This is a genomic window from Enterococcus sp. AZ171 (genome assembly GCF_051714005.1).
Taxonomy (GTDB): Bacteria; Bacillota; Bacilli; order Lactobacillales; family Enterococcaceae; genus Enterococcus_B; species Enterococcus_B pernyi.
On record NZ_JBIORA010000001.1, the window covers coordinates 2140666 to 2156399 of the forward strand.

At 36.7% G+C, this 15734-nt stretch carries 15 protein-coding genes; 2 read left to right on the forward strand and 13 right to left on the reverse strand.

Annotation, left to right across the window (positions count from 1 at the left end):
- Nucleotides 1-3: 3 nt before the first annotated feature.
- The 4 genes from IGJ49_RS10395 to IGJ49_RS10410 all read right to left on the reverse strand — a co-directional run bounded on the left by IGJ49_RS10395 (nt 4) and on the right by IGJ49_RS10410 (nt 2846).
- Nucleotides 4-297 carry a hypothetical protein gene (locus IGJ49_RS10395; protein ID WP_023520042.1) on the reverse strand — a complete coding sequence of 98 codons (294 nt, stop codon included), beginning with the start codon at nt 295-297 and terminating at the stop codon, nt 4-6.
- The gene (locus IGJ49_RS10400) at nt 267-1904 is read right to left on the reverse strand and encodes a cutinase family protein (protein WP_438723369.1); all 1638 of its coding nucleotides are present in this window, start codon (nt 1902-1904) and stop codon (nt 267-269) included. The genes IGJ49_RS10395 and IGJ49_RS10400 overlap by 31 nt, the downstream gene beginning before the upstream one ends.
- Nucleotides 1904-2299: a hypothetical protein gene (locus IGJ49_RS10405; protein WP_224434138.1), complete on the reverse strand. Its 396-nt coding sequence runs from the start codon at nt 2297-2299 to the stop codon at nt 1904-1906. Before IGJ49_RS10405 ends, IGJ49_RS10400 begins: the two co-directional genes overlap by 1 nt.
- A gap of 139 nt (nt 2300-2438) precedes the next feature.
- Nucleotides 2439-2846: a hypothetical protein gene (locus IGJ49_RS10410; RefSeq protein ID WP_010734871.1), complete on the reverse strand. Its 408-nt coding sequence runs from the start codon at nt 2844-2846 to the stop codon at nt 2439-2441.
- A gap of 248 nt (nt 2847-3094) precedes the next feature.
- Between IGJ49_RS10410 and IGJ49_RS10415 the strand changes: the two genes are divergently transcribed.
- The gene (locus IGJ49_RS10415; RefSeq protein WP_010734870.1) at nt 3095-3271 is read left to right on the forward strand and encodes a hypothetical protein; all 177 of its coding nucleotides are present in this window, start codon (nt 3095-3097) and stop codon (nt 3269-3271) included.
- A 197-nt stretch (nt 3272-3468) separates the two neighbouring features.
- Complete coding sequence (locus IGJ49_RS10420) at nt 3469-3876, forward strand: hypothetical protein (RefSeq protein WP_023520046.1); 408 nt, start codon at nt 3469-3471, stop codon at nt 3874-3876.
- A 46-nt stretch (nt 3877-3922) separates the two neighbouring features.
- On the opposite strand, the gene IGJ49_RS10425 is transcribed toward IGJ49_RS10420, so the two are convergent.
- The 9 genes from IGJ49_RS10425 to rpoN form a co-directional block, all read right to left on the reverse strand.
- Nucleotides 3923-4990: a WxL protein peptidoglycan domain-containing protein gene (locus tag IGJ49_RS10425; protein WP_010734868.1), complete on the reverse strand. Its 1068-nt coding sequence runs from the start codon at nt 4988-4990 to the stop codon at nt 3923-3925.
- 207 nt (nt 4991-5197) lie between these two features.
- Complete coding sequence (locus IGJ49_RS10430; protein ID WP_438724009.1) at nt 5198-6661, reverse strand: helix-turn-helix domain-containing protein; 1464 nt, start codon at nt 6659-6661, stop codon at nt 5198-5200.
- 543 nt (nt 6662-7204) lie between these two features.
- Complete coding sequence (locus tag IGJ49_RS10435; protein ID WP_019723101.1) at nt 7205-7699, reverse strand: hypothetical protein; 495 nt, start codon at nt 7697-7699, stop codon at nt 7205-7207.
- Between the two features lie 803 nt (nt 7700-8502).
- Complete coding sequence (gene eno / locus IGJ49_RS10440) at nt 8503-9801, reverse strand: phosphopyruvate hydratase (RefSeq protein ID WP_010734865.1); 1299 nt, start codon at nt 9799-9801, stop codon at nt 8503-8505.
- A 116-nt stretch (nt 9802-9917) separates the two neighbouring features.
- A complete protein-coding gene (tpiA, locus tag IGJ49_RS10445; protein ID WP_010734864.1) occupies nt 9918-10673 on the reverse strand; it encodes a triose-phosphate isomerase in 756 nt (251 codons plus the stop codon).
- Nucleotides 10674-10767: 94 nt separating this feature from the next.
- Entirely contained in the window at nt 10768-11958 is a 1191-nt protein-coding gene (locus IGJ49_RS10450) for a phosphoglycerate kinase (protein ID WP_010734863.1), read from the reverse strand.
- 106 nt (nt 11959-12064) lie between these two features.
- Nucleotides 12065-13066 (reverse strand): type I glyceraldehyde-3-phosphate dehydrogenase, encoded by a 1002-nt coding sequence (gap, locus tag IGJ49_RS10455; protein ID WP_438723373.1) that lies wholly within the window; start codon nt 13064-13066, stop codon nt 12065-12067.
- A 40-nt stretch (nt 13067-13106) separates the two neighbouring features.
- Nucleotides 13107-14198 (reverse strand): sugar-binding transcriptional regulator, encoded by a 1092-nt coding sequence (locus IGJ49_RS10460; protein ID WP_171844984.1) that lies wholly within the window; start codon nt 14196-14198, stop codon nt 13107-13109.
- Nucleotides 14199-14350: 152 nt separating this feature from the next.
- Nucleotides 14351-15679 (reverse strand): RNA polymerase factor sigma-54, encoded by a 1329-nt coding sequence (rpoN, locus tag IGJ49_RS10465; protein WP_438723374.1) that lies wholly within the window; start codon nt 15677-15679, stop codon nt 14351-14353.
- Nucleotides 15680-15734: the final 55 nt, after the last annotated feature.

A 15734-nucleotide genomic window follows, 5' to 3' on the forward strand; every position in this document is an offset into this window, starting at 1 on the left:
TCTTTATCCCCTTTTCACAGGTGTGAGCAATGTTGGTTGTTTCATTTGTTTGACATACTGTTCTGCTGCAACGGCACTTTCCCCTTCTAAAGCGCCTTTCAAAGTAGATGGTAAGACACTATTCGTTTGTTGATACATTCCTTCTGAGATCTCTTTTAAGGATTCGATCGAAGTTAACTTGGCCTGAGCAATACGACTTTCCTTTGCCAGAATCAGCGCTTGTATGGCTACTCGTTCCCGTTCCTTTTGCTCTTGTCCAAGTCTTTCTAGAAATTCTTGCAATTCTCTATCTTCCATGGATAAACTCCTTTCACTTGTTTTTGAACAAAATATTTCCTGCCTGCCTGTCTGTCATACTCTGTAAGATGATTTGCTACTACCTCCAGTTTATTACTAAATTCCTCCAGCTTCTCTTTATATTGTTTCACTTGATTCGTATTTAATGAGGCTTGTCCGCTGTCCCATAAATTATTTTTTTCATATGGGGAAACCATCTCTTGTACTTCCCAATAAGTCAAATAGTTTTTGATTGCTCCCGCACCAGCCAATATTTCTTTTGATATTGCCGTAATCTCATCTTCAAATTCTTTTTGGGCATTTTTAAAGATGATCTCGTACTCTTCGCCTATATTTTTCGCCTTTTGGATGATCGATTGAACTAACTCCGATTGTAAAGTGATTTTTTTAGAACCTGAAGCATTAGAAATTCTTTTATGTAATTCGTTGACCGTCTCGTTCCATTCACTAGCAACTTTTGCTTCCGCAATAATCGTAGCGTATTCTTTTTCAAAATCTTTATACTCTCCAGATAACAATAGTTTTATGACTTCTGTAAAAGATAACCCACCTTCTGGTTTTTCTTTTACTACACGATTCAAATATTTATCGATCAAATGGGAAACCTTGATCCCCGCAGCAAAAATGTAGCCATGTTCCTTTAAATTAGCTTCCTGAAGTGTGCCATCAGGATTTATTTGAAACTGTCCAAAGTCATGGCTAGAGCCGTTTTGATCTTCCATATCAAACGTCGTGTTAAAAGATTTCGGTAGTAAATAGCGAACATTCCCGATTTCATCTACTCCAGGCTTATTTCTATTCAACATGGAAACGATATCAAAAGCATTGACGTAATAATCGATTTTCCCATCCTCTTCCAACTTCTGGATATTTTTTTGTGCCTGTTCAGACATTTTATTGATACTTTCACGCGCATCAGGTCCTTGAAACAAAACCACTTTGTCGATTTTAGCAATATCTTTTTCAGGGAGATTCGCCACAGCCTGAATCGACACCATCGTTCCCAGAGAATGACCTGTGACAGACATTGTAGCATGAGGTGCTTGTGTGGTCATTTCCGTTATCTTCTGGTGCATGGCTTGATTTGCTAATTTTGCTTGCGGAATATAAGCATTTTTTGTTGTAAATGCCTGGTTATTATGCCACCAGTCATTAAGATTCAAATTACTTGAAGAAATACCATCACTGCCTCTAGTAACAAAATAAGTATGCTTAGTCTCTATCGACAACTTAGGCGTATCCGTCACATAATAAGCATTGAATCCAGCTTTTTCATCCGTCAAGAGTCCTTGCTTATATGTGTTTTTTACATAGCTCTGTATTTCATAGCCTCCGTTTACTTTCGGCACTCGGCTGTTTCCTAACTCCTTGACTGTTTTTACGGTGGTGTCGGGTTGGAGGTAGACTGTACTTAAATCATTTCCATGAGCATCTTTTGCATTTGGGAAGTTGAAACGAATAGATTTACCTTTTTCCAAAGCTCTCTTTTCTTTTTTTGTCATGCCATTTACAAAATTATACGTAACTCCAGCATTGTTTCTTCTATTATTGTATGAACTTTGTGCTAAGTTAGCATAAACATTATATGAATTACCTAAGTTAGCCATTATTTAAATTCCTCCAATGCTTCTTCAAAATTATTTGTTGCTATCTCTTCTATTTTAGTAGGTTTTTGTAAATTATTTGGTAACACTTGAATTACTCCAGCATCTATTTCATTATTATCAATTCCATATAATTCAATATCAACTATATACATCTTTTTGGTGAACGCTCCACTATCTTCTATCCTAAACGATTCCCAATTATATTTGACAATATTTATATTAGCTTTTGAATTTCTCTTTATAATGTACTTTGTTAATTCTTCTTCATGTTCTTTCAAAAAAGCGATTTGTTTTTCTTTTTCTGTCGGTTCCATTATTTTTTTCACTCCTAACGTGCCTAAAAGTACCAAGACAATAGTCAAACTAACTACAATAATTTTTTCCTTTTTCCTCACAAGAACTTCTCCCTTCTGTAGCTGCAACTATAGTAATCATAGTTAGCTAATTTCTTTTTTACTAGACCAAGGTTTTCGCTATGACCACAACCTGTATAAAAGCTTCGCCTAAAATCAGGATATATCTTGATTCTCTATATCAGCTATTAAGTTCCTCATCACTTATTTGTTGTCCATAATGTAAAGTTGACATATCAGGCATATTATTTTGATTTAATTCTATATCCAGTCTGAAATCCATATGTGGATTATGGTTTACAAATCCAAAAATTTGAATTTTTTTGCCAGCCCCACTAGGAAGACTATTTCCGATAACCACTCGATTAACATTATTCCAATCATAATTAATTTCTGTTACTTTTTCACCTTTGTATTGATTAATATATTCTGTCATTTTACTTTCATGCTCTTTCAAAAAAGCAATTTGTTTCTCTCTTTCTGTTGGTTCGCTCATCTTCTTCACTTCTATCGTCATCAAAAGAACTAATAATACACCTATACTTACTAGAATCAGCCACTTTTTCTTTCCCAAATGATTATCCCTCATTCCTTACTCTTCAAATTCTCGGATACTTTTTGTGTAAGTTCTGTCAGCACATCAATACTTTCTAGTATTTTCTATTTGTACTACTCTTTACTCATCTACTTCGTTCATTATTACTATACGTAATTTTTGCCTATTTAAATTAAAATTTACTGGATAAGGCGCATATACGTCGTATACGGTTCGTTTTAGTCTTATACGATCATAGAGAAATGCTTATTTCGTCTAACCTTTTTACAGAGGGAGCAATTATGTTAAGAAAAACAAGCTTAGTAGTTGGTTCTATTGTTCTAGCAATTTTAGGTTTTAGCCCGATGCTATTATCGATCGTTCGAAAAAATAACTCCCACGTGGATATAAAATTAACCCCAAAGTATTATGAGCAGTCAGAAGAGTCTCTGTTTATTTTGGAAAATCAAAAAGAATAAAGCATTGTTTGTTTTATGGACGATACCAGAAATGTCTTGGTATTGTCTTTATTGATATGGATGTGTCCTTTACTGTTTGATGTATTACATAGGCTATAATGAAGTTGACCACCTTTTTTTTAACAATAAAAAGCCAGTGTATACATAATAAAACTCACTATATTCATTACTCAAACATCATTCGGAGGTGACCCTTCATGAAAAACCAACTCGCTTTTAAATTTTTACCCAAGTTATGGACTTCTATTTTATATCTTGTGGTGATTGCTATTGGCTCATTCATGTATTTATCAAAGTATTGGAATGTTACGATTTTCACCTCTATCTATCCTGATTTTTATCTTCATATCTCAAACTTTTCAATTAGTTTGATTTTAGGTTTGATTCCATATTTTTGGTTATTGATGGGGATAAAATTCAATTATGTAGTCATCTTTTCTTTACTCTTACTCGTAGTAAATGCACTATGTGAAACTGTCTTTGGATTCATAAACACACCTGATCTTATTGATATGTGTTTTGGCTTTGTTGGTACTGGAATTTCTTTCCTGACATTGTTAATCATTTATACATTCGGACTTTTACCTAATAAAGAAACCACATAATTTTTCAAAAATCATCTGACTGAAATGCAAAACGAGAATCGAAGCCTTAGCTGTCGATTCTCGTTTTCTTATATTTGAGATAAAGTATTACACTTGTGATGATCAACAGAGCAGAAAAAACAAGCAACAAACCGATCACCCAGATATTACTTCCTTGATTGACGATAATCTTGTTTGAACCACCTGTTTGCTCTATCAACCCTTCCAGCTCTTCTTTTGTATAATTAAATTTAGTTACTTTTTCTTTGCCATCAACAGTTAGGATAAACTGATATTCCCCAAACATCAATTCTGCATCACTAACTAACGGTAGATTTAGCTTTGTTTTAGTCATTGGAGTCAATGCAATTGAGCTTTCTTCAATTTCTCCTTCAGAAATGATATCCCCGTTTGGATTGATTACTTTGTACGAGCCGCTTTCCGCAAAAGTTACTGCAGGATCATTGTTGGCTATATAGTAATCAAGCCTTATCGCATCCTGTGAGCTCACAAACTCAAACTCATCATAAGTTTGTTCTTTTTCAGCCTCTATTTCATCCATCTTGAGATGAAATAGGATTACTTTCTCATAGACATGAACGATATCTACAGCATCTTCATGACTTTCTTCACTTAATGTCTGAGAGAAATTCACCCCACCTAAAACTTCTCCATCAAGTTCCTCAGTCACATTGATCAAAATTGCTATCGTTTCACTTTGTTTCGCTTCAACTTTGATTTTCCCGTCTTCTAGTTCGCCATTAGCATCAGTTATCTTCACGTATTTACTAAAGTCATACTTTTCATCTAAAAGGTTTTCTGTATTTTCAACATAAGTGACACTTCCCATCGTTGATATAGCAACCGATGGATAGACAGTAACATCTAAGTCCTTGTCACCTATATTTGTAATCGTAGCAGTGAACTCATAATTCTTATTAAGTTCTGGAGTAAACTGCAGATAGCTATCTCTGATCTCATATTCTTTGGGTTGCACATCCACTAGGATCGATGCAGTATCTTCCTCGGACGCCTCTACTGGTTGTATGTAAAAAAAACATCCCATCAATAAAACGAAAATAAGCGAACAGAAGTCAACTAACTTGTATTCTTTGGCTTGGCTATTTTTTGTCATTATTTCTCCTATTCATTTTCCTATCAAGTATCTTAAATCTCTATATTTTTTCTTGATCATTCTTATTCCTCTTTTTTCACAACAGTAGTTATCCTATCATCATACTTTGTATTTTGATTCATCAGAATGTTTCACTTTTTCCTGATCAAATTGAAAAGAATAAGTATCCTTAGAGATTTTTTTTATTATTTATATTTATTAAATTCATTACTCTAACTTTAAGATAATTCTTGCTTGGACAATCGCGTTTAAATTGTCCCAATGATCCTTATTGTGAATGTCTCTAAAAAAAGCAAAATCTTGAGACTCTTCGTGATACACAATCCCATCAGACACCAAAATATCTGCATCAGTAAAGTCAGAAGTGAAATGAATGATTTTTTTATTAAATATCGTTAGTAATTTACTTTCGATAACTGGTACATATTCCGGATGATGCAACATCGATATAGCAATAGTCACTCTTTCATTGTTTTGGATAGGCAAATAATACGAAAGGATATGTGCTAACTTGTTCGCAAATATTTGTCTATCACCAACTTGAAAATTCCTGTTTTTGACTATTCCCAATAGTAGCTGCTTCACTTCATGGATTCTACTATTGGGACTATTTTGATTAGCCACTCCTTTTAAATTCTCGAAATAAATATTTTTGTATGCCCAACTATTGATGACACTTTCATATAAAATCACATGTTCCACATCGGAATTTATCTTATATTTTTCTGATAATGTTTCGACGACATTCATAGAAAAATCAACGATTTCGTTCTGTCTATGCTCTTTGAATTTTTTGCCTAAGACTATCTTGTCCTGCTTGCTTGTCGTTTCAGGGATGAGAAGTTGTCTACAAAAATAAAAGAATGCAACTTCTTTTTCTCTATCTTCCATGTTTCGAGTTGGTATCAACTTTGTTAGCGAGTCCTCTTCATATAGTTCTTTCATATCAGCGAATAGTTCTATCGCTGTTTTGTCCAAATCTTGTATGATATACCCACGTGACACAGCATTTTCAAGTATTGAGAATAGAATGTCATGCTTTGCTTTTGTTGTCTTCAACCTCTCGTAGTGTCCACCTACTAGGTCAATATTCACTCTTGTTTGGCTATCTGCGAAAACATTATAGGCCATGATTTGTACCAGGTAATGATATGTTCTGATAGACATCTCATTGCCTTCCAAAGAAATTGATTCAAAATTACTATTAATAGTTATTGGTATTTTTTGATAATGAAAGATATCTTTCAGTCGGCTGATCAATTTATAACTATAAGACTTACTAAACATCAACTTTTCGGAAATATCGACTACACGAGTTTTTCGGTGTTTCAAGAGATAGAGCAATAATTGAAAATAAGGTGATTCATTAAAAAACTTTTTTTTCAAATTAACAAATACTTGAAGCAACAGTTCCTGATTAACACCTTCGATTAAACCAATCGTCCCCTTTTCTAGTAAAAAGAAAGATGAAAATGTAAAATTCAATTGTTCGAAGTTTTCTTCGAGTTCAACCAGTAATATTTTCGTTTGATACATCGTTAAGTTTAACCGCTCACTTAATTTATTCATTGACAAATATTTTTCTGTCACTAGAACCGTAAACAGTTGCAACATTTCGTTTTGTTTTTTTGTTAAGTAACGGCTACTAAACGTATCCATTATATATTCCATTTCTTCTACCAACCTTCATTTTTAGAGGATTCTATACTAAGAAGAATTCATTTAGTCAGAATGTTTCATTTTTTATTTTCAGCGAACTATACCGATGTCTCCTAGTTCAACTTGCATGGCTGTTGTATTGGTCTTGCCTGTACATTTTGACTTGATTACTAAGGTAGTGAAGCTTTGATCATGTATATTTGTCTTTCTACGGAATTATTATCTAAACACCTTCACTTTTTCTAATAAATTTCTATTGATTAAAATTTTCTCTGTTTGCATTACTAGATTCATAAATCTGATGGACCAACCAGCGACAGTAGAAGCTTGCAACTACGCGAAAGAATAAAAGAAGGAACACTGATCAGGCAATCAACAAGAGTAGTTTTCATTGATTGGATCAGCATTTCTTCTTTGAATATTCTATAGGACAGACGGATAGATCTACGTATTCTATATTATGATCCATCGTATTCTGTCAATCTTCGCACACTTAACTCTTTTTATCTGTCAAGCCTTTCACAACTGAAAAAAACTATTTTTTAATCCGGAGTATTATCCCCAAGGATTATTTACTTCTTGTGCTGTCAAGATGATTTTGGCACTATCATCTCTGTTTGATCGCCATACGTAATCATTTGCATCTAAAATGACATCGAAATCTTTTTCGATCTGTACCGAACTCATTCGCATTACCTGTTGTGCTTGAAGATGTGGGTTTGAAGGTTGAATGTCTAGTCCATTTCCATATTGGTCAAGTTTTGCAAAAATATTCACAAAAACATCCTGTGATTTTGTATTATTTACTGTAGCAGTTGCTTTCAAGACCTTCGTTTGTTTACGCATATCTGAGTTTAAGTCAAAATCAGATAATTTGAAATCGACTTTGTTTGTTGTTCCTTCATTGAAAGTGATATCTAGTTTTCCATCTTGGACTTCAATCGGTATTTGTTTTTCACTGACTGCCTCGGATGCGTTTACTAAGCTTGGGTTACTACCTACTAACAACAAAGTTGATAGCATAACTGTTGTGGATACCTTTTTTTTCATTGTTGGATAGCCTCCGGAATTTAATATTTTTTTCACAAAATCAGTTTACATTAAATTCCCTCATAGGGTTTATCCGAACATTCAACTCTTTTTTTAAAAACAGGATAATCTTTCACCACGTTCTTTGCTACATGATAGAAACTTGTCCGGAAAGATGGACTAGGCTCACTCCTTAACTCTATAAAAGCTCCCTATTTGTCCTTTGATCAGAGTTATTAGACCTTTTAGGCGTGATATTTCGACCAAATCCGTGTCCGGTTATCAAAAAAATTTCCATGAGAACTTATTCTCTTACATTCATCAAAAATCAACTTATTTATATTGGAACCGAACACTATGCGGGTTTTGTTTATATGGCAACATATGGTGATGACGTCAAAAGAGTTGGTGGTTAGCTTGAGGAAGTAAGAGAAGCAAATGATAAAGAAGAAATCCTTCGGAATCGTTCGTCGTTTAGATAATCAATAGACTATAACACACTATATAATAAAAAGAAAGCCCACATAGTTGTCGATCTTCAAGTTTATAGGAGATACATTCTTGTTCTCAATCGTCTCGTTTTCATCATCCATGATAAAGACGCGATGAATTAAGAACAGCTTGGATAAAGCTAATTAATCGATTTTGTGCCTAATAAAAATATGAGGAATGATGATCTTTATTTATATTCATAAGAATCTATGATTTGTTTTTATCATTCGTTTCTGTAAGTACTAAAAATATTTTTTCTGATTAATCATCTGCCTAAAAAAATACCCCTCTCATGTCATTGACATAAGAAGGGCATTTTTACATTCATTTAATTATTTGTTTTTTAAGTTGTAGAAAGATTTCAAACCTTTGTACTCTGCAACTTCACCAAGTTGGTCTTCGATACGTAATAATTGGTTGTATTTCGCAACACGGTCAGTACGTGATAGAGAACCTGTTTTGATTTGGCCAGCGTTTGTTGCAACTGCGATATCAGAGATTGTTGAATCTTCTGTTTCACCAGAACGATGAGAAACTACTGCAGTGTAACCAGCTTCTTTAGCCATTTCGATTGCTTCGAAAGTTTCTGTCAAAGTACCGATTTGGTTAACTTTGATAAGGATTGAGTTAGCAATTCCTTTTTCGATACCTTCAGCAAGTTTTTCAGTGTTTGTTACGAACAAGTCGTCACCCACTAATTGAACTTTGTCGCCTAGAACTTCTGTCAATTTCTTGAATCCATCCCAGTCGTTTTCGTCTAATCCATCTTCAATAGAGATGATTGGGTATTTAGATACTAATTCTTCGTAGAATTTGATCATTTCATCAGTTGTTTTTTCGCCTTCGCCTGAATCAGCTAATACGTAAACACCTTTTTCTTTGTCGTAGAATTCTGAAGAAGCAGCGTCCATTGCAAGAACAACGTCTTTACCAGGAACATAGCCAGCTTTTTCGATTGCTTCGATGATTACTTCGAAACCTTCTTCGTTTGAACCAAGGTTAGGAGCGAATCCACCTTCGTCACCAACTGAAGTTGCTAATCCACGAGATTTCAAGATTGCAGCTAATGCATGGAATACTTCCGCACCCATACGTAGTGCTTCTTTGAATGTTGGCGCGCCAACAGGCATGATCATGAATTCTTGGAAGTCGATTGAGTTATCCGCATGTGATCCACCGTTGATGATGTTCATCATTGGAGTTGGTAATACTTTTGTGTTGAATCCGCCTAGGTAGTGGTATAAAGGTACTTCTAGGTAGTCAGCAGCTGCACGAGCAACAGCGATTGAAACACCAAGAATAGCGTTCGCACCTAATTTACCTTTGTTAGGAGTTCCGTCTAAAGCGATCATTGCTTTGTCGATAGCCATTTGGTCACGTACATCGTAGCCAATGATTGCTTCAGCAATGATGTTGTTTACGTTGTCAACAGCTTTGATTACACCTTTACCGCCATAACGAGATTTGTCTCCGTCACGTAATTCAACTGCTTCGTATTCACCAGTTGAAGCACCTGAAGGAACCATTCCACGGCCGAAAGCACCGCTTTCTGTGTATACTTCTACTTCGATTGTTGGGTTACCGCGTGAGTCTAGAATCTCGCGAGCGTAAACATCAGTAATAATTGACATGTTTTGTCTCTCCTTTGAGTTTGGTTTTTTCCTAAGGGATTTCCCTCATATACGATTTTAGTTAATTTTGTGTCTTTGTGCAAACATTTCTTGCATTTTTCACAAATTTTCAATAATTATTTTACAGCATCAAGTAATGCTAAGAATGAATCCGCTTCTAAGCTAGCTCCGCCAACTAATGCGCCATCCACATTTTCTTTTGCCATATACTCAGCAATGTTCTCAGGTTTTACAGAACCACCGTATTGGATACGAACTGCTTCTGATACTTCTTTGCCGTAAAGTTTTTCAACTGTTTGACGTACCACGCCACAGATTTCGTCAGCGATTTCAGCATCTGCTGATTTACCTGTACCGATTGCCCAGATTGGTTCGTAAGCAATAACTAGATTACTTACTTGACCTTCTGTTAAGCCTTCAAGACCAGCAGTGATTTGTCCTTCGATCCACTCAGCAGTTTTGCCTGCTTCATATGTTTCTAATGACTCACCACAGCAAAGAATTGGGATCATACCGTTTGCGAAGATTGCTTTCGCTTTTTTGTTGATATCTTCGTCAGTTTCGTGGAAGTATTCACGACGCTCAGAGTGACCGATGATCACATATTGTACACCTAGATCAGCTAAAGCTGCTGGTGATGTTTCACCAGTGAATGCACCTGAGTTTTCCCAGTAAGAGTTTTGTGCAGCGATTTTCAATTCTGTACCTTCAGCTGAAGCCATTAATTCTTGTAAGAATAATGCAGGAGATCCAATCACTGAATCTACTTTATCATTTGAAGGGATCTTGTTTTTTACTGCTTCTGCAAAAGCTTTTGCTTCAGATGCAGTTTTGTTCATTTTCCAGTTACCAGCGATAATTGGTTTACGCATGATATGCACTCCTATTCAGAATGTAAGAGGACTACAGATTTGAGCAATCTGTAGATGGTCCTCTCACCATTTTATTTATTCGTTGATTTTATGCTTATTTGTCGTTGATTGCAGCTAGTCCAGGTAATTCTTTCCCTTCAAGCAACTCTAAGCTTGCACCGCCACCTGTTGAGATGTGAGTGAATTTGTCTGCAAAACCTAATTGTTCCGCAGCAGCTGCTGAGTCACCGCCACCGATGATCGTTGTAGCATCTTCAAGGTTAGCGATTGCTTCACAAACACCGATCGTACCTTTAGCGAAGTTACTCATTTCGAATACACCCATTGGTCCGTTCCATACAACTGTTTTCGCACCTTGTAATGTATCAGCAAATAATTTAACTGAAGCAGGACCGATGTCTAATGCCATCAAGCCTTCAGGAATATCTCCTTCGATGACTTGTGTTTCTACATCATTTGAAAATTCAGGGGCACAAACATTGTCGATTGGTAAAACTAATTTGTCGCCTGCTTTTTCGATCAATTCTTTTGCTAAAGCTACTTTATCTGCTTCAACTAAAGAGTTACCGATCTTGATGCCTTTTGCTTCGTAGAATGTGTAAGTCATTCCGCCGCCGATCAAGATTTTGTCTGCTTTAGGAATCAAGTTTTCGATGACACCGATTTTATCTGAAACTTTCGCTCCACCTAAGATCGCGATCATCGGACGTTTTGGTTCTTCAACTGCTTCGCCGATGAACTTGATTTCTTTATCCATCAAGAATCCAGCAACTGTTGGGATACCTGTTGAAGCGATCCCTACGTTTGAAGCATGCGCACGGTGAGCCGTACCAAATGCATCATTGACAAATACATCGCCTAAAGAAGCCCAGTATTTACCTAGGTCAGCATCATTTTTGCTTTCTTTTTTGCCGTCGATGTCTTCAAAACGAGTGTTTTCAAAAACAACTACGTCTCCGTCTTTCATGTCAGCAATTGCTGTTTCTAATTCTGAACCACGAGTTTCAGGAACGAAAGTTACTTCTTTACCTAGCAATTCGCCTAAACGTTTTGCAACTGGTGCCAAAGATTTTCCTTCTTTGTCTTCTTCTGTTTTCACACGTCCAAGGTGAGAGAAAAGAATCGCTTTTCCGCCTTGCTCCAACACATAATTGATTGTTGGTAACGCAGCTTTGATACGTGTATCATCAGTGATGACGCCGTCTTTCAAAGGAACGTTGAAGTCAACACGGACAAGGACTTTTTTATCTTTTAAATCAATATCTTTGACTGTTTTCTTAGCCATTTGATTTCCTCCTAAAATAAACATCTTATCAAAAAAAGCGGAGAAGCGCGATTGCTTCCCCGCTTTTAAGTGTACATGGATATAGGTTACACTTGTACGATTTATCTTATAAGTTAGCGAAGTATTCTAAAGTACGTACTAATTGTGCAGTGTATGACATTTCGTTGTCGTACCAAGCAACAGTTTTAACTAATTGTTTGTCCCCAACAGTCATTACTTTTGTTTGAGTAGCATCAAATAATGAACCGTAAGTCATACCAACGATATCTGAAGAAACGATTTCGTCTGTGTTGTAACCGTAAGATTCGTTAGCTACTTCTTCCATTGCAGCATTTACTTCATCAACTGTTACGTTTTTATCAAGAACTGTAACTAATTCTGTTAATGAACCAGTTGCGATTGGTACACGTTGAGCAGCTCCGTCTAATTTACCGTTCAATTCAGGGATTACTAAACCGATTGCTTTAGCAGCACCTGTTGAGTTAGGAACGATGTTTGCAGCAGCAGCGCGTGCACGGCGGAAGTCACCTTTAGGATGAGGTCCGTCAAGAGTCATTTGGTCACCTGTGTAAGCGTGGATAGTTGTCATTAATCCTTCAACAACACCAAATTTGTCATTCAATGTTTTAGCCATAGGAGCTAAACAGTTAGTTGTACATGAAGCACCAGAGATAACTGTTTCTTTACCAGTTAATGTTTCATGGTTTGTGTTGTAAACGATTGTTGGTACATCGTCTCCACCAGGAGCTGAGATAACAACACGTTTAGCACCAGCTGTTAAATGTTTTTCAGCAGCTGATTTTGAAGTGAAGAAACCAGTACATTCTAGAACGATGTCTACGCCTAGTTCGCCCCAAGGTAATTCTTCAGGGTTACGGTTAGCTAATACTTTAACTTCTTTTCCGTTTACGTTGAATGAACCTTCGTGAACTTCAACTGTTCCGTTGAAACGTCCTTGAGTTGTATCGTATTTTAACAAGTGTGCCAACATTTTAGCATCTGTCAAATCGTTGATTGCTACTACTTCGATTCCATCTACATCTTGGATACGACGGAACGCTAGACGTCCAATACGTCCAAAACCATTAATACCTACTTTAACTGTCATTTAAGATTTCCTCCTTATGAAAATCAAAAAAATATTTATTTTAAAGGGATACCCCTTTTAAAATCTCATTAGCAGCGGCTTCATCTGTGATGAGCCACGTTTGTTTTGGTGCATTATTCATATACGCTCGAATTGCTTTGGCTTTGGCTTTCCCTCCTGCAACCGCAAGAATGATCGGGACTTTAGCTAAGTCTTTTAATTCGATGCCGATTCGTGGGACTTTATAAACGACTTCTCCTTTTTCATTGAAGAAATAGCCAAAAGATTCCGCAACGGCATTGGCTTGTTTCAACATCAGCAATTCTTCTTCATTCATCTTTCGTCGCGCTGCCATATGCAACGCCCGTCCAATACTATGAATAACACAATTTGCCTGACTTATCAAGTTTAAAACTTCTTGTATAGACGGCTCATTGAGTAATGAATTGTAAGTAGCCAAGCTTAATTGTTCCGGCACATATAGTGCTCGGTGTTTTCCATTTGCCTTTGTAGCCATTCTAGCACTGACTGAGTTCGCTTGTACAGTAATCGCCTCACCGATCCCACCTCGCGCAGGAACAAACAAATTATGGCGCTTGCTGTTTTCTAAGCTAGTCAATTGCTCTGCAACGATCGCCATCGTCGTTCCTCCCATGACTGCGATGATATTATCACCTTCAGGAAGTAGTAGATTCAGTGATTCGTCTAAGGCTTCGCCAAAAGCATCTGCTACTTTTGGTTGTTGTTCACTGTTTCCAGAAACAACGATACAGCGCTGGTTTCCAAAATACTCAGATAGTTTCATTTCAATCTGATGCATTCCTAAAAGTTGGTCCATAAAGCCTTCGAGGCTTTGATAGACTTCCTCTCCTTTTTTCGTCAGCGTCATACCACTTTTAGAGGCGTTGATCAGTTCAAGTTGTTTGAGCAGATCCGTTTCTGTTCGTAAGACACGTTCGGTCATGCCCATGCTTTCCGATAAACTACGACGACCAATTGGCTGCATCCAGTAAATATTGCGCAAAATCTTATAGCGTTCTTGCAAAACATCCATGATGTCTGGCGCAACAGCTTCAATCAGTTTCAATTCATCTAACATAGCGATCTCCTTAGTTGGACATTTTTCGTCCAATGTAGACTCAAAACGACCCATGTGATCTAAAAAAATAAATCGGACTTTCCAACTTGCACGTTTTCTACTAGGAAAATCTCAACCTCACATGACATAGTCTAACAGTTTTGTCCGTATTTATCAACAAAAAAAGACTAGAAAAATGTTTAAGATTCTTCCAGTCTTTCATTCAATTATCTATCATACCGTTTTCTTTTCGATGAACTAGGGATTCCTAACAATTCACGATATTTGGCGACTGTTCGTCGAGAAATCGAAATTTTGTCATTTTTCAGTAGTTCTACTAATTTTTGGTCAGATAATGGTTTGCTTTTATCTTCCGCATCCACTAGTTCTTGGACTTTTTTCTTTGCGGTATCTGCTGATAGGTCTTCAGTACTCTCTGCATTTGTAGGTTGGAGTCTTGTCGTAAAGAACTTTTTCAATTCGAAGACACCAAAATCGGTTTCAAGATACTTGCCATTGACTGCTCGACTGACCGTTGATTCGTGGACGTCGATTTCTTCTGCGACTTCTTTTAAGGTCAATGGGCGGATCGGTCGTGCGACATTTGTAAAGAATTCTTTTTGCCGAGAAACAATGATTTGCGCCACGCGCATGATCGTATCACCGCGTTGCAAAATCGTTTTTTGCAGCCATTCAAATTCTTGTTTTCGTTCGTTCAAATAGGCTTGAGTCTCTTTATCTGCTTTTTTTTGCATCTGTTGAAAATAGGCTTCTTGAAAACGTACATTCGGCTGGTTGCCTCGATTTGAGATGACTTGGACTTCTTCACCTATTACGACAACTTTGACATCGGGAATGATATACAAACCGCTACTATGGTCAAAGACTCGTCCAGGACTTGGACTAAGGGTTTGGATATAGTCAAAGATCCGTTGTACATCGCTTAATGGAATCGCAAAATGTTGGGCGATCTCTTTCCATTTGCGTTCGACTAATTGATCAAACCATTCTTCCAAGACGATGTAAGCCAATTCGGGCGCATAATCGTCTCTTTCGGTTTGTAACATCAAACATTCTTGTAAACTTCGCGCCCCAACACCTGCTGGCTCTAACTGCTGGATCAGCGTCAATGCGTCAAGCATTTGGATCGGTGTCGCATTCGTTTGTTGGATGGCGTCTTCTAAAGAAATAGTCAAAAAACCATTCAGGTCGATATATTCGATCAAATATAAAATCAACTTACGTAAGAAAGTATCTCGGTAATTCAAATGGACTTGTTCGATCAATGATTCAAAAAGTGAGCCTGTTGTATCAGGAATTTGATTCAAGTAGCTCGTCTCTTCTCCCTCATAACTGGCATTACGTTTTTGGTAATCGGGTTGCCAATCCGGTTCGATCACTTCTACTAAGGGGTTTTCCAACGCCTGATTTTCAACAAAAGCCAGTAGCTCTTCGCTGTTATACTGCAAGACTTGGATGGACTGTTGGAGCTGTTGTGTCATGGCAAGTTTTTGTGTTTGTTGTTGTTTTTGTGAAAAATTTTGTTCAAATTTCATTTTTTTGTCCATTCCCCTTGTAATTTATTTTTGATTTCGATACAATTGTTGCAGT